This window comes from Janthinobacterium sp. TPC_1 (assembly GCF_056037845.1).
Genome location: NZ_CP195157.1, coordinates 1,657,117 through 1,672,326, shown reverse-complemented (window position 1 = coordinate 1,672,326; position 15,210 = coordinate 1,657,117). Strand labels below are relative to the sequence as shown.

Genomic DNA, 15,210 nt, shown 5'->3' with positions numbered 1-15,210 from the left:
CGTCCCTGGCTGCCGGTCACGCATCGGTTTTACCGGCGTCCCGCCCTTGTACTGACATCGACCCAGACGGCGAGGGTCAGAATACTGCCTTTCACGATCATCTGCCAGTAGGTGTCCACGTCCAGCATGGACATGCCGTTATCCAGGCTGGCCATCACCAGCGCGCCGATCAGGGCGCCGTACACCGTGCCCGAACCGCCGCGCATCGAGGTGCCGCCGATGAAGCAGGCGGCAATCGCATCGAGTTCGCTGAAAGTGCCGGCCGACGGCGAACCGGCCGCCGGCGGCCCGTGTTAATCAGCCCCGCCAGCGCGCACATCAGGCCCATGATGCCGAAGATCCACAGCTTGACGGCCTTGACGTTGATGCCGGACAGGCGCGTCGCTTCCATATTGCTGCCCACGGCGTAGATGCGCCGGCCGAACACGGTCTGGCTGGTGATGTAGCTGAACAGTCCCAGCAGCGCCAGCAACAGCAGCACGGGCAGCGGGATGCCTTCATAGCCGTTCAGGGTCTGCACGAAGGCATACAGCACGGCGCCGATGACGGCCAGGCGCAAGCCGTCGGCCCAGGGCGCCGTCTGCGGCAAGCCATGCTGGGCGCGGCTGGCGCGCGCGCGCCACGTCAGAAAGGCGGCCAGCAGGAACAGGCCGATGCCCAGCACGATGCCCGGCACGGCGGGCAGGTAACCCTGTCCCAGGTAGACCATCGGCTCGGAGACGGGGGCGATCGTGATGCCGCCTGTGATGCCCAGCAGGATGCCGCGGTACGCCAGCATGCCGCCCAGGCCGACGATGAAGGACGGGATGCCCCGGTACGCCGTCAGGTAGCCATTCAGGAGGCCGATCACCAGGCCGCAGCCCAGCACCGCCATCAGGTTCAGCGCCAGCGGCCAGTGCTGCGTGACGTCCAGCACGGCGGCGATGCCGCCCAATAGCCCCAGCAGGGAGCCGATCGACAGGTCGATCTCTCCGGCGATAATCACCAGCACCATGCCACAGGCGAGGATGCCGGTGACGGACATCTGGCGCAGCAAATTCGACAGGTTGCGCGGCGTGAGGAAACTGCCCTGCGTTTTCCACGAAAAAAAGGCCCAGATCAGCGCCACGGCGATCAGCAGGGCCAGCATCTTGTATTGGGTGAACAGCTGTTTGATACTGTGCGGTTTCATGCTGCGGGTTCCTTGTTTGCGGTGTTGACGGCGGGCGCCGGGCGCTGGTCCAGCGCCGCCGCCAGCACGGTTTCCTGGCTCAGGCCATCGTTGATAAAGTCGCCGCGCAGGCGGCCTTCGCCCATCACCAGCACGCGGTCGGACACGCCCAGCACTTCGGCCAGTTCCGACGAGACCATGATGATGGCCACGCCCTGGTCGGCCAGCGCCAGCATCAGTTTGTAGATTTCATATTTGGCGCCCACGTCGACGCCGCGCGTGGGCTCGTCGAGGATCAGCACGCGCGGGCGCGTCAGCAGCATCTTGGCCAGCACAGCCTTTTGCTGGTTGCCGCCCGACAGGCTCGTAATGGGCAGCGACGGGCTGGCCGCCTTCAGTTCCAGCTGCGCGATCTCGCCGCGCACGGCCTTCAATTCCGCCTCGCCATCGATGCGCGAGGCGCGCGCGAATTGCTCCAGCACGGCCAGGGTGATGTTCTGCCCCACGTCGAGGTCGGGCACGATGCCATGATGCTTGCGGTCTTCCGGCACCATGGCCAGGCCCATGGCGATGGCCTTTTGCGGCGACGAAGTGTCGATGCGGCGGCCATCGAGCCACACTTCGGCCTGGCACGGCCCCTGGTAGGCGCCGAACAGGGCCGAGACGAGCTCCGTGCGCCCCGCCCCCACCAGGCCGGCGATGCCGAGGATCTCGCCCTTGCGCAGGGTGAACGACACATCGTCGACCCGCTTGCGCTGCGGGTTGTCGGCATCGATACAGCTCACGTGGCGCGCCTCGAACAGCACTTCGCCGATGGCCGCAGGCGCATTGTTCCCCACTGCGCGCTGCGGATACAGCTGGCTCATTTCGCGGCCTACCATCTGCGCGATGATGCGCTCGACGTTCATCTGCGCCATCGGCGTGGTGGCGATATGCTTGCCGTCGCGGATGACGACGATGGTGTCGCAGATGGCCGCCACCTCATCGAGCTTGTGCGAAATATAGATACACGTGACGCCCTTGGCCTTCAGGGCGCGCAGGATATCGAGCAGCACGGCGATTTCCGACGCCGTCAGCGACGACGACGGCTCGTCGAGTATCAGCAGGCGCGCATTCTTGTTGAGCCACCTTGGCGATTTCCACCAGTTGCTGGTGGCCGCCGCCGTAATGCATCACGGGCTGCGCCACGTTCAGTTCGGGAATTTTCAGTTCGCGCAGCAGCTCGTCGGCGCGCTTGTACATGGCCGCGTAATGCATGCGCCCGCCGGGCAGGGTGAGTTCGCGGCCCATGAAGATATTCTCGGCCACGGACAGCTGCGGCACCAGCATCAGTTCCTGGTGGATGATGATGATGCCCGCGTCTTCCGTGTCGCGGATCGATTGCGCGCGCAGGGGCTGGCCATCCCACAGGATCTCGCCATCCCAGGTGCCGTGCGGGTACACGCCGGACAGCACCTTCATCAGGGTCGACTTGCCGGCGCCATTCTCGCCGCACAGGCCGATGCACTCACCGGCCCGCACCTGCAGGTCGATGCCGTCAAGCGCGCGGACACCGCCAAACTGTTTGACGATGCCTTTCATTTCAAGCAAAAATTCAGACATCTGAGCTCACATTTATTGACCAGGAGGAGGCGTAGGTCGGGTTAGCGCGCAGCGCGTAACCCGACACCACCACTTAATTACCCAGCTGCGCCTTGGTATAGAAACCGTCATCGACGAGAATGTTCACATTCGCCTTGGTCAAGGGCGTGGGTTTGAGCAGCACCGTGCTGACTTTTTTCAGGCCGTTGTCATAGCTGGAGTTGTAGGCCGGCTTTTCGTTGCGCGCCAGTTGCACGGCCAGCTTGGCCGCCTCCGAAGCGATGGTTTTCAGGGGTTTATAGACGGTCATCGATTGCGTGCCGGCGATGACGCGTTTGACCGCCGCCAGGTCGGCGTCCTGGCCCGAAACCGGCACCTTGCCGGCCAGTTTTTGCGCGGCCAGGGCCTGGATGGCGCCGCCGGCCGTGCCGTCGTTCGAGGCGACGATGGCGTCGATCTTGTTGCCGTTGGCCGTCAGCGCGTTTTCCACGATGGACAGCGCTTCGGTGGCGCTCCAGTCCTTCACCCACTGCTGGCCGACGATCATGATGTCGCCCTTGTCGATGAACGGTTTGAGCACCTTCATCTGGCCTTCGCGCAGCATCTTGGCGTTGTTGTCGGTCGGCGAACCGCCCAGCAAATAGTAATTGCCCTTCGGCTGCAGCTTGGTCACGCCTTCGGCCTGCATTTCGCCCACTTTCTCGTTGTCGAACGAGATATACGCATCGATATCGGCGTTCAGGATCAGGCGGTCATACGACAGCACCTTGATGCCGGCCTTTTTCGCTTCCTTGACGGTATTGTTGAGCACCGTGGCGTTGAACGGCACGATCACCAGCACATCCACGCCGCGCGAGATCAGGTTTTCGATTTGCGAAATCTGGCGCTGCTCGCTGGCGTCGGCCGACTGCACGAAGACCTTGGCGCCCTGCTTCTCGGCGGCGGCGATGAAGAAATCGCGGTCGCGCGTCCAGCGTTCCACGCGCAAATCGTCGATGGAAAAGCCGATCTTCGGGTTTTTCGCATCGGCCAGGGCGGCGCTGCTCTCTCAATGCCAGCATGGCGGTCATGATGGCTGCACTGATGATCTTGTTCATTGTGTGTCTCCTTGTTGGATTTTTTAACTACATTTTTTAACTGCGGGGTACTTCTACAATCACGTCGGGTTACGTGCGAAGCGCTAACCCGACCTACGTGCTGCTAATGGTTGTGACGCGGCAGGGTCTGGCCCACGGCGCGGTATTTCAGGGCCAGCTCCATGCAGGCGCCCGTTTCCAGCTGGCCAACGCTGGCGCGGTAGAGCTCCTGCCACGGCGTGGCGCTGTCGTTGACGGGCGGCGGCAGTTCCCGGGCGCGGCGCGCCAGTTCAGCCGCATCGACCAGCATGTCGCACTGGCCCCCGTTCAAGTCCACGCGGATGATGTCGCCCGTGCGCAGCAGCGCCAGGCCGCCGCCCACTGCGCTTTCCGGTGACGCATTCAGGATCGAGGGGCTGTCCGAGGTGCCCGACTGGCGCCCGTCGCCCAGGGTCGGCAAATTCAGGATCCCCGCCTTCAGCAAGGCATCGGGCGGCTGCATGTTGACCACTTCGGCCGAACCGGGCCAGCCCACGGGACCGGCGCCGCGCATGACCAGCATGCAGCTGTCGTCGATATTGAGCGCCGGGTCGTTGATGCGCGCGTGATAGTCGCTTGAACCGTCAAAGACGATGGCACGCGCCTCGAACACGCCCTCGCTGCCGGGGCGCGACAGGTAGCGCTCGCGGAAAGCGGGCGAGATCACGCTGGTCTTCATGATGGCGAAGTCGAACAGGTTGCCCTGCAAGGCCATGAAACCGGCCTTTTCCTTCAGCGGCGCGGCAAACGGGCGGATCATCTCGCGGTCCGCGCTTTCGCGGCCTTGCAAGTTGGCCGCCATGCTCTGGCCAGTGACCGTCAAGCGGTCCGCGTGCAGCAGGCCCGCCTGCTGCAGCTCCCACATCACGGCAGGCACGCCGCCGGCGCGGTGGAAGCGCTCGCCCAGATACTTCCCGGCCGGCTGCATGTTCAACAGCAGCGGCACGTCGTAGCCGTGCGCCATCCAGTCGCTCGAGTGCAATGCCACGCCCGCATGGCGCGCCATGGCCATCAGGTGCGGCTGGGCGTTGGTGGAGCCGCCGATGGCCGCGTTGACAATAATCGCGTCCAGGAAGGCCTCGCGCGTGAGGATGCTTGACGGGCGCACGTTGTCATGCGCCATGCCGACGATGCGGCGCCCCGTTGCATAGGCGATCTGGCCCCGTTCGCGGTACGGCGCGGGGATGGCAGAGCAGCCAGTCAGGGACATGCCCAGCGCCTCGGCCAGCGCATTCATGGTCGATGCCGTGCCCATGGTGTTGCAGTGGCCGGCGGACGGCGCCGAGGCGGCGGCGATCTGCAGGAATTTGTCGTTGTCGATCACGCCAGCGGACAGCTGGCGGCGGCCCTTCCAGATGGCGGCGCCGGACCCAACCAGCTCGCCGTCCATCCAGCCGTCGAGCATAGGGCCGCCCGACAGCACGATGGCGGGGATGTCCACCGTGGCGGCGGCCATCAATTGCGCCGGCGTGGTCTTGTCGCAGCCCGTCGTCAGCACCACGGCGTCGATCGGGTAGCCATGCAAAATCTCCACCAGGCCCAGATACGCGAGGTTACGGTCCAGCGCGGCCGTGGGACGGCGGCAGTTCTCGAAGATCGGGTGCAGCGGAAATTCCATCGGGATGCCGCCCGCGTCGCGGATGCCGTCGCGCACGCGCAGGGCCAGTTCCAGGTGGATGCGGTTGCAGGGGCTGATATCGCTGCCGCTTTGCGCGATGCCGATGATGGGCCGGCCCGAACGCAGCTCCTCGGCCGTAATGCCGTAGTTCATGAAGCGCTCCAGGTACAGCGCCGTCATGTCGATGTGCTCGGGATTGTCGAACCAGTCCTGCGAGCGGAAGCGCCGCGCCTGGCGATTGCCTGGGGTACTCATGCGCCGTACCAGCCTGCGTCGACATAGTATTCGCGCCCCGCGCACTTGGCCGCGTTGTCCGACGCGAGGAACAGCGCCAGCGCCGCCACGTCTTCCGGCTCCACGCGCGTCTGCAGGCATTGTCCCTGCAGGATCACGGCTTCCGCTTCCGGTGTATGCCACAGCCGCTCCTGGCGCGGCGTGCGCACGGCGCCGGGAATGATGCAGTTGACGCGGATGCCGTCGGCACCCAGGTCGCGCGCCAGACCGCGCGTCAGCCCTTCGATGCCGGCCTTCGCCGTCATGTAGATCGACAGGTTCGCCTGCGCCAGGTGCCAGGAAATCGAGCCCAGGTTGAGGATCACGCCGCTGCCCTTGGCGCGCATGGCCGGCGCCACTGCCTGGGCGCAGAAATACTGGTGGCGCAGGTTGACGGCGATGCGTTCGTCCCAGTAGGCGGGCGTGACGTCCTGCAGCTGATGGCGGTCGTCATTGGCCGCGTTGTTGATGAGGATATCCGTGGCGCCCGTGCTGTGTTCAATCTCGGCGAAAGTGGCGGCCAGGGCTGCCAGGTCCGTCAGGTCGCAATAGCGGAACAGGGGCGGCTGCGGCAGGTGCGCCAGCGTTTCCTGCAGCGCCAGCGACGCCTCGCGGGCGATGTCGAGAAAGGTGACGTGGGCGCCCTGGCGCGCGAACGCCTCGACGATGGCCACGCCGATGCCGGTGCCGCCGCCCGTGATGACGACGCGCTGGCCTGCCAGGCTGGGGTAAGTTGCATGCTGCATGGTGTCTCTCTTTTTAAAATAATCGGATCAAAGCAGGCCGCGTTGGCCCAGGTTCTGGTACAGCGCGCGCACGCCAAACGTCCATGGGGCAATCGCGTCGCAGCGCTGCACTTCGTTGACCAGCGCGCCCAGCGCGGCGCTGGCAATCGTCACGCGGTCGCCCAGGTGGTGCGTGAAGCCGCCGCCCTGCGCGCCGCGGTCCTTCACGGGCGAGAACATGGTTCCCAGGAACAGCATGAAGCCGTCCGGATACTGGTGGTACTGGCCCGCCGTCTGGCGCACCAGGTCGAGCGGGTCGCGGCTGATTTCGCGCATGAAGCTGGCACCTTCGAGCACAAAGCCGTCGTCCGCGCCTTCGATCAGCAGCGACACTTCCGCCTGGCGCACGGTGTCGAGCGTGTAGTGTTCGTCGAACAGGCGAATGAAGGGACCGATGGCGCAGGAGCCGTTGTTATCCTTGGCCTTGCCCAGCAAGAGGGCGCTGCGCCCTTCGATGTCGCGCAGGTTGACGTCGTTGCCCAGGGAAGCCCCCAGCACCTCGCCGCGGCTGTTGACGGCCAGGACGATCTCCGGCTCGGGGTTGTTCCAGGCGGACGATGGCAGCAAGCCCACCTGCGCGCCGCAGCCCACCGACGACATCGGCTGTGCCTTGGTAAACACTTCCGCATCGGGGCCGATGCCCACTTCCATGTATTGCGACCAGGCGCCGCGCTGCTGCAGCTGCTGTTTCAGGCGCTGCGCCGCGTCCGAACCCGGTTTCAATGCGGACAGGTCGCTGCCGAGAGGGTTGTTTTGCAGCGCGGCGCGCAGGCTCGCCGCGCGCGCCGCGTCGCCGCCGCCCGCCTGTTCCTCGATCACCCGTTCCAGCAGGCTGACGGCGAAAGTCACACCGCAGGCCTTGACGGCCTGCAGGTCGCACGGCGCCAGCAGGAACGGCTCGCCAGCCGGCGCGGCCAGCGCCTGCGCCAGCAGCGCCTGCACGGAGCCGAGCGCGATGCCGGGCGCATGGCGGGCGATATCGAGCGCATCGCTGCGCTCGAACAGCCCGGCCACCGTCGCCATCGTCTGCGTGATGTCGACCACCTCGCCGCCGCGCACGGCGATGACGCAGGGGCCGTCACGCCAGATGCGGCCGATGAGGAGCGCCTGCGCCAGGTCGGCGGGCAACAGGGAAGCGGGGGAAATCAGCTGCATGGCAAGCTTTCAAAGGGTCGTGATGAGAAGGCAATTGGTCAAGTTCGGAGCGATTCTGCGCGCCCCCCTGTGTCGCCGCAATTACGAAAATCACCAAATTGGATGATGATTATTGGTATTGCAGCGCACCAAAAAAAGCCGCCGCCCGGCCCCCGTTCCCGCCCTGCCGGCAGGCGCAAAGGGGCGCAATGGCGCATTGCATCAATTGGCTTATCGATACCGTTTTGGATATCGCCAATGCGAAAAAAGTGATTGGTGAGGGATGGATGGACAAACTAGTATCAGCCGTGGCCTGCAATCGGCCATCCGCACGGAGCCCGCCCGCTGGACGACGGCCCTGGCACATTCAACTATCGAAGACGGTGGAGACCTGAAATGAAAACAACAATGAAAATGCTGACCGCGAGCCTGGCGCTGGCCATCTCCGGCATGGCGGCAATGCCCGTGGCAAGCGCCGCCGACAAGGGCGCGATCGGCATCTCGATGCCGACCAAATCGTCCATGCGCTGGATCGCCGACGGCGACAACATGGTCAAGGTATTCAAGGAGCGCGGCTACAAGACGGACTTGCAGTTTGCCGACGACGACACATCCCAAACCAGCTGGCGCAGGTGGAAAACATGATCACCAAGGGCGCCAAGGTGCTGGTGATCGCCGCCATCGACGGCACCACCTTGTCGAACGTGCTGCAAAAGGCGGCCGACAAGGGCATCAAGGTCATTTCGTATGACCGCCTGATCCGCGGCACGAAAAACATCGATTACTACGCCACCTTCGACAACTTCCAGGTCGGCGTGCTGCAAGCGGGCTATATCGAATCGGCGCTGAAACTCAAGGAAGGCAAGGGCCCGTTCAATATCGAACTGTTCGGCGGCTCGGCCGACGACAACAATGCGCACTTCTTCTACAACGGCGCGCTGTCGGTGCTGAAACCGTACATCGACAGCGGCAAGCTGGTGGTGCGCTCGAAGCAGATGGGCATGGAAAAGGTCGCCACCCTGCGCTGGGACGGCGCCGTGGCGCAGGCGCGCATGGACAATCTGCTCAGCGCCTACTACGGCAATGCGCGCGTCGACGCGGTGCTGTCGCCGTATGACGGCTTGAGCATCGGCATCCTGTCCTCGCTCAAGGGCGTCGGCTACGGCACGCCGAAACAACCGTTCCCCGTCGTCACGGGCCAGGATGCGGAAATCCCGTCGGTGAAATCGATCATCCGCGGCGAACAGGCATCGACCGTGTTCAAGGACACCCGCGAACTGGCCAAGGTGACGGCCAACATGGTCGACGCCATGATGAGCGGCAAGACGCCGACCGTCAACGATACCAAGACCTATAACAACGGCGTGAAGGTCGTGCCGTCCTACCTGCTCAAACCAGTCACCGTCGACAAGGCGAACTGGAAGCAGGTGCTCGTCACCGGCAGCGGCTACTACACGGAAGCGCAAGTGAAATAAGCGTCCAAGGTACTGAAGGCCCGGCACTGCCGGGCCTTTCGCTTCACGCACGATCAAGAACAAGACTGCCGCACGACCGCTGCCCACCAGCGCGGCCGTGCCAGAGAGGTTATATGACGAACACTATCCTGGAAATGCGCGGGATACGCAAAACATTCCCGGGCGTCGTTGCGCTCGACAATGTCAACCTGCGGGTACGCAGCGGCGAGATTCACGCCATCGTCGGCGAAAACGGCGCCGGCAAATCGACCCTGATGAAAGTGCTGAGCGGCGTCTACGGCCATGGCAGCTATACGGGCGACATCGATTACCTGGGCCAGACGCGGCACTTCCGCGGCATCAAGGACAGCGAAGAAATCGGCATCATCATCATCCACCAGGAACTGGCGCTGGTGCCCCAGCTGTCGATCGCCGAGAATATATTCCTCGGCAACGAACCGTCCCGCATGGGCGTCATCGACTGGGAATACGCGCAAGCGAAGACGCGCGAACTGCTGCAGAAAGTCGGGCTGAAAGAGTCCCCCGACACCCTGATCACCAATCTGGGCGTGGGCAAGCAGCAGCTGATCGAAATCGCCAAGGCGCTGTGCAAGGACGTCAAGCTCTTGATCCTCGACGAGCCGACGGCCAGCCTGAACGAAAGCGACAGCGCGGCCCTGCTCGACCTGCTGCTGGGCCTGAAAGCCCAGGGCATCGCCTCGATCCTGATTTCGCACAAGCTCAATGAAATTTCACGGGTCGCCGACGCCATCACGGTGCTGCGCGACGGGAACACGGTCGACAGTTTCGACTGCCGCACGGAGCCCGTCAGCGAAGACCGCATCATCGAAAAGATGGTCGGTCGCGAGATGGCCGACCGCTATCCGCCGCGCACGCCCACCATCGGCGAGACCATTTTTGAAGTGCGCGACTGGCGCGTCTTCCATCCCGAGCATGCCGACCGCCCCGTCATCAAGGGCATCAATATGCACGCGAAAAAGGGCGAGATCATCGGCATCGCCGGCTTGATGGGCTCCGGGCGCACGGAACTGGCGATGAGCCTCTTCGGGCGCGCCTACGGCCAGCGCATCAGCGGCACGGTGCTCAAGCATGGCCAGGAAATCGACGTCAGCACCATCGGCAAGGCGATCGCCCACGGCCTCGCGTACGTCACGGAAGACCGCAAGGGCCTGGGCCTGATCCTCGAGGAAGACATCCAGAAGAACACCAGCCTGGCCAACCTGGACGCGATTTCGCGGCACATGGTCATCGACGAGCAGCGTGAATTCAGCGTGGCCGAGGAGTTCCGCCGCAAGCTCAAGACCCGTTGCTCGAGCGTGGCGCAGAAGGTGGTCAACCTGTCCGGCGGCAACCAGCAGAAAGTGGTGCTGGCGAAATGGCTGTTTTCGCGCCCCGACGTGCTGATCCTCGATGAACCGAGCCGCGGCATCGACGTGGGCGCCAAGTACGAGATCTACAGCATCATCAGCGAGCTGGCCGCCGAAGGCAAATGCATCATCATGATTTCCTCGGAAATGCCGGAATTGCTGGGCATGTGCGACCGGATCTATGTCATGAACGAAGGCCGCTTCGCGGCAGAACTGAGCGCGGCAGAAGCATCGCAGGAACGCATCATGCGCGCGATCGTTACACACGGAGAAAACAATGGACAATAAACTGACAGCGGGAGCGGCGGCAGGCGCGCCAGCGGCCGCGCCGCAAGCGAAAAGCTATGCCGGCTTCCTGAAAAACAATATGCGCGACTACGGCATGCTGCTCTCGCTGATCGTCATCATGGGCTTTTTCCAGTACATGACGGACGGCACCCTGATGCAGCCGCTGAACCTGACGAACCTGGTGCTGCAAAACAGCTACATCGTCATCATGGCGCTGGGCATGCTGATGGTCATCGTGGCCGGCCATATCGATTTGTCGGTCGGCTCGGTGGTCGGCTTCGTCGGCGCGCTGGCGGCGGTATTGATCGTCAACTACGAGATGAACTTTGTCGCGGCCAGCATCCTCTGCCTGCTGGCCGGTGCCGTCATCGGCGGCGCGCAAGGCTATTTCGTCGCCTTCTTTAAAATCCCGTCCTTCATCGTCACCCTGGCCGGTATGCTGGTCTTCAAGGGCCTGACCCTGGCGCTGCTGGCTGGCCAGTCGGTCGGCCCCTTCCCGGAAGGCTTCCAGATGCTCAGCTCCGGCTTCCTGCCCGACCCGTTCGGCGGCGACAACCTGCGCGGCTTCTCGCTGCTGCTGGGCGTGATCGCCGCCGTGGCACTGATCGTCACCTCGCTGCGCAGCCGCGCCAAGCAACTGAAACACGGCATGGAAAACGAGCCGCGCGCGTTCTTCCTGTTGAAAAACGGCGTGTTCGCTGCCGTGATGGTGTATTTCAGCTACCTGCTGGCGTCGTACCGCGGTTTCCCCAACGTGCTGGCCGTGATGTCGCTGCTCATCGTCGCCTACACCTTCATCACCAACCGCACCGTGCTGGGCCGCCGCGTGTACGCCGTGGGCGGCAACGAGAAGGCGGCGCGCCTGTCCGGCATCAAGACGGAACGGGTCAGCTTCTACACCTTCGTCAACATGGGCATGCTGGCCGCGCTGGCCGGCCTGATCTTCGCGGCGCGCCTGAACACGGCCACGCCGAAGGCGGGCACGGGCTTCGAGCTGGACGTGATCGCCGCCTGCTTCATCGGCGGCGCCTCGGCCTCGGGCGGCGTGGGCAAGGTGATGGGAGCCGTCATCGGCGCCTTCATCATGGGCGTGATGAACAACGGCATGTCCATCATGGGCATCGGCATCGATTACCAGCAGGTGATCAAGGGCCTGGTGCTGCTGGCAGCCGTCTTCATCGACGTGATTAATAAAAATAAATGAGAAGAACAAGGAAGCACAGGTTCGAGCCTTAGGGGGCTCTGGCCGGCGTTCGCGCCGGCCTTTTTTATGCGGAGGCTAATCGCGCAGCGCGGTCCCCCCACCACGCCGCTTCCTCGAACACGGAAAAGCCCGACAAATCCGCATGCGCGAACAGGATGGCGCCGTCGTGCTCGCGCAAGGCCTTCAAGCCCGCGTTGCTGCGAAATCCCGGCAAGGGCGCCGCCATGGCGTGACCGCGCACGGTGATGTCGACGCGCTCGACGCAGCTGGCAAAATCGCGTCCATACGCCGTCTTTAAATCGACGCTGGCCAGCGCCAGCAGTTCTTCGGGGCTGGCCGTGTCGAGCCACTTGCGCGCTTGCTGCGGCGTGCGGTCGGACAGGGCCACGTAGGCGCTGAAGACGGTTTTCTCGGGCGGACGCACGCGGATATCCTGGTGGGTCGAGACGACGTAGCCTAGGCCCGGTTCCTGGTACACCACGTTGTCCCAGCACAGGGGCGCATGCGGCAGTTCCTCGGGAAAGCGTTTCAGTAGAAAATTCGCCACCAGCCACGGCGCATACGCGGGCGTATCGCGTTTCGCGTCAAAGCCATACTCGGCGATGTTCTTCACCACGCGCGATGCCACGTACAAAGGCATGGCGCAGATGGCCTTGCGCGCCTTGACCAGATAGGTGCGCGGCTGGCCATCGACCAGTTCCAGGCACAGCGCCTCCACGCCCTGCTCCGTCGTCTGCACGGAAACCACCGTGCCCACATGACGTTTGACACCAGAGGCCTGCTCCATGGCCGTGGCGACCGGTTGCATGCCGCCCGGCCAGGTCAGCCAGGCGCCATTGCCTGCGTTGGCCGCCTGGCCCCAGCGGCTGCAATAGTAATGCAGGCCGGCCCAGGCCGAGACCTGGTCGTAGCGCGTGCCGTAATCGTCGCGGCAGCAGTAGTTCAGATACCAGTGCAGGGTAGGCGAGGTATAGCCTTCGCGCTCCATCCACTGCTTCAAGGTGATGGTGTCGAGCGCCTGCCAGGCCGGATCTTGCGACGACTCCACGGTAGGAAAGACGAAGACGCGCTTGCCATCGTTGCCATGCGCCTGGCGCAAACGCCGCACCTCGGCAAAGAAGCGTTCATGCTGCGCCAGTTCCGCAGGCGACACTCCTTCGGTGGGAATGAAGCCGTCCTGCCAGTGGCCGTTGAACAGCAATCGCTCTTCCGGCGCGTGCAGGATGTAGCGCTCGTCGTAATATGGCTTTTCCGCCTGCGGGTCGCGCTCGATGATCCCCAGGTCGAACAGGATCTCGCGCACATGGGTCGATTCGGGCGACGGCAGCGGCAGGTAATGACCACCGGTCGGATAAGCGAGGTCGCCGAAGTGGCCGCCGGCCGCGTTGCCATACGGCTGCGGGCCATCGATCATGAGAAAGTCCCCGTGCCCCAGCTTGTTCAGGCGCCAGGCGGCCGTCAGGCCCGCGATGCCGGAGCCGAGGATGGCCACGTCGGTGCTCAAGGTGCGTGTAGGCGGCGGCAGCGCCGTGCGCTCGCGCAGCAGCTTGCGCAAATAATGCCCCTCGCTGCGGCCCGGATACAGTACCTTGGGCGTGATTTCCTGCCAGCGCAGATACGCGGCGATGCTGCCGATGCCGGCTGCGGCCGCCGCCGTGCCGCCAGCGGCCCACAACATGAAGGAGCGGCGCTGCATCAGCGGATCACCCGGTTCCAGTCCTGCTCGAATTCATGCACGAGCGACTGGGTATTCAAGCGGTTCGGCGCCATCGGCAGCGGCTGCATGTCGGGCGGGAAGATGAACATCTCGCGCGTGGTGTCCGCATTCAGGTAGCGCATCGGCAGGCGGTATTTCGTCGGCGGCACGTAATCGAGCTGGGGCGAGGCAAGGATAAAACCCCATTCGCCGAACGAGGGCACATAGGCGTGATAAGGCCAGGTGCGCATGCCCACTTCGCGCAGGGTCGAATTGATGGTCCAATAGGCGTGCGGGGCAAAGAAGGGCGAGGTCGATTGCACCACCATCAGGCCCTTGGCGGCCAGGTGCTTTTTCACCAGGTCGTAGAACGGCACCGAATACAGCTTGCCGAGCGCGAAGCTGGACGGGTCGGGGAAATCGACGATGGCCGCGTCGAACATGTCGCCATTGTTGCGCAGCCAGACGGCGGCATCAGCATTGACGACGGTGACGCGCTTGTCCGAGAACGCGTTGTTATTTAACTTTGCCAGTTCCGGGCGCGTGGTAAAAGCGGCCGTCATGGCGGGGTCGAGGTCGACCACGGTGACGTGTTCGACCTGTGGATAACGGAGGATTTCGCGCAGCGCCAGGCCATCTCCGCCGCCCAGCACCAGCACGCGGCGTGCCCACGGCAGCGCTTCGAGCACGGGGTGCACCAGCGCCTCGTGGTAGCGGTACTCGTCGCGCGAGGAAAACTGCAGGTTGCCATTGATGTACAGGCGCGTATCGTCCTTCCAGCGCGTAATCACCAGGCGCTGGTAGGGCGTGGTGGTGGAATACACGATCTGGTCGCCGAACAGGCCGTGCTCGCCCCAGGCCACCATGCGGTCGGACATGGCAAAGCCGACGACCAGCACCAGCATCACGGCGCAGGCGCGCAGGAAGCGCCCCGTGAGGTTCTTCAGCTCCGCGCGGAACACCCAGATCGTCCACAGGCCCACGCCCACGTTGAGCATGCCGAACAAAAAGCCCGTGCGCACCAGTCCCAGGTAGGGCGACAGCACCAGCGGGAACAGCAGGGAGACGGCCAGCGCGCCCAGGTAATCGAAGGTCAGCACGCGGCTGACCAGCTCGGAAAATTCCGTCTGGCGCGAGTTCAGGGCGCGCATCACCAGCGGCACTTCCATGCCGACCAGTGCGCCGATCAGGAACACCATCACATACAATAGGGTGCGAAATGGCGCGGCCATCCACGAAAACGTCATGAACAGGATGGCGGCCGACAGGCCGCCGATCAGGCCCACGGCCAGTTCGATGTCGACGAAGCGCGAGAGCACGTCGTCGTCCCGCACATACTTGGAAAAGTGAGCGCCCACCCCCATGGCGAACAGGTAGCAGCCGATGATGGTGGAAAACTGCAGGATCGAGTCGCCGAGCAGGTAGCTGGACATGGCGCCGGCGATCAGTTCATACGCGAGGCCGCAGGAGGCGACCACGAAGACGGACAAAATCAGAATCTTTTTGTTCATTGGACTTTTTTTG

Annotated in this window: 7 protein-coding genes and 4 pseudogenes; 3 read left to right on the top strand and 8 right to left on the bottom strand. The window is 63.9% G+C overall.

Going from position 1 to position 15,210, the window contains the following annotated elements:
• Positions 1 to 29: 29 nt before the first annotated feature.
• The 6 genes and pseudogenes from ACQVLG_RS08105 to ACQVLG_RS08080 form a co-directional block, all read right to left on the bottom strand.
• Positions 30 to 1,171 (bottom strand): annotated as a pseudogene (locus ACQVLG_RS08105) (sugar ABC transporter permease).
• Positions 1,168 to 2,752, bottom strand: a pseudogene (gene xylG, locus ACQVLG_RS08100) (D-xylose ABC transporter ATP-binding protein). Before xylG ends, ACQVLG_RS08105 begins: the two co-directional pseudogenes overlap by 4 nt.
• A 73-nt stretch (positions 2,753 to 2,825) precedes the next feature.
• A pseudogene (gene xylF / locus ACQVLG_RS08095) lies at positions 2,826 to 3,801 on the bottom strand (D-xylose ABC transporter substrate-binding protein).
• Positions 3,802 to 3,931: 130 nt separating this feature from the next.
• A complete protein-coding gene (locus tag ACQVLG_RS08090) occupies positions 3,932 to 5,719 on the bottom strand; it encodes an IlvD/Edd family dehydratase (RefSeq protein WP_474293862.1) in 1,788 nt (595 codons plus the stop codon).
• Positions 5,716 to 6,483: a D-xylose 1-dehydrogenase gene (gene xylB / locus ACQVLG_RS08085; protein ID WP_230540128.1), complete on the bottom strand. Its 768-nt coding sequence runs from the start codon at positions 6,481 to 6,483 to the stop codon at positions 5,716 to 5,718. The genes ACQVLG_RS08090 and xylB overlap by 4 nt, the downstream gene beginning before the upstream one ends.
• 27 nt (positions 6,484 to 6,510) lie before the next feature.
• Positions 6,511 to 7,677 carry a fumarylacetoacetate hydrolase family protein gene (locus ACQVLG_RS08080; protein WP_474293860.1) on the bottom strand — a complete coding sequence of 389 codons (1,167 nt, stop codon included), beginning with the start codon at positions 7,675 to 7,677 and terminating at the stop codon, positions 6,511 to 6,513.
• 429 nt (positions 7,678 to 8,106) lie between these two features.
• On the opposite strand from ACQVLG_RS08080, the pseudogene chvE reads away from it, so the two are divergent.
• The 3 genes and pseudogenes from chvE (at position 8,107) to mmsB (ending at position 11,990) form a co-directional block, all read left to right on the top strand.
• Positions 8,107 to 9,131 (top strand): annotated as a pseudogene (chvE, locus tag ACQVLG_RS08075) (multiple monosaccharide ABC transporter substrate-binding protein).
• Between the two features lie 113 nt (positions 9,132 to 9,244).
• Positions 9,245 to 10,786: a multiple monosaccharide ABC transporter ATP-binding protein gene (gene mmsA, locus ACQVLG_RS08070; RefSeq protein WP_474293858.1), complete on the top strand. Its 1,542-nt coding sequence runs from the start codon at positions 9,245 to 9,247 to the stop codon at positions 10,784 to 10,786.
• A complete protein-coding gene (gene mmsB / locus ACQVLG_RS08065; RefSeq protein ID WP_230540124.1) occupies positions 10,776 to 11,990 on the top strand; it encodes a multiple monosaccharide ABC transporter permease in 1,215 nt (404 codons plus the stop codon). The genes mmsA and mmsB overlap by 11 nt, the downstream gene beginning before the upstream one ends.
• Positions 11,991 to 12,054: 64 nt before the next feature.
• Here the strand turns inward: mmsB and ACQVLG_RS08060 are convergent, their stop codons facing one another.
• Positions 12,055 to 13,686: an NAD(P)-binding protein gene (locus ACQVLG_RS08060; RefSeq protein ID WP_230540123.1), complete on the bottom strand. Its 1,632-nt coding sequence runs from the start codon at positions 13,684 to 13,686 to the stop codon at positions 12,055 to 12,057.
• Positions 13,686 to 15,197 (bottom strand): polyamine aminopropyltransferase, encoded by a 1,512-nt coding sequence (locus ACQVLG_RS08055; RefSeq protein ID WP_474293855.1) that lies wholly within the window; start codon positions 15,195 to 15,197, stop codon positions 13,686 to 13,688. Before ACQVLG_RS08055 ends, ACQVLG_RS08060 begins: the two co-directional genes overlap by 1 nt.
• Between the last annotated feature and the right edge of the window lie 13 nt (positions 15,198 to 15,210).

What these genes read in the sequence shown, in the direction of transcription:
- mmsB (WP_230540124.1), top strand. Translation starts at nt 10,776, where the DNA reads ATGGACAATAAACTGACAGCGGGAGCGGCGGCAGGCGCGCCAGCGGCC.
- ACQVLG_RS08090 (WP_474293862.1), bottom strand. Translation starts at nt 5,719, where the DNA reads ATGAGTACCCCAGGCAATCGCCAGGCGCGGCGCTTCCGCTCGCAGGAC.
- ACQVLG_RS08060 (WP_230540123.1), bottom strand. Translation starts at nt 13,686, where the DNA reads ATGCAGCGCCGCTCCTTCATGTTGTGGGCCGCTGGCGGCACGGCGGCG.
- ACQVLG_RS08055 (WP_474293855.1), bottom strand. Translation starts at nt 15,197, where the DNA reads ATGAACAAAAAGATTCTGATTTTGTCCGTCTTCGTGGTCGCCTCCTGC.
- ACQVLG_RS08080 (WP_474293860.1), bottom strand. Translation starts at nt 7,677, where the DNA reads ATGCAGCTGATTTCCCCCGCTTCCCTGTTGCCCGCCGACCTGGCGCAG.
- xylB (WP_230540128.1), bottom strand. Translation starts at nt 6,483, where the DNA reads ATGCAGCATGCAACTTACCCCAGCCTGGCAGGCCAGCGCGTCGTCATC.
- mmsA (WP_474293858.1), top strand. Translation starts at nt 9,245, where the DNA reads ATGACGAACACTATCCTGGAAATGCGCGGGATACGCAAAACATTCCCG.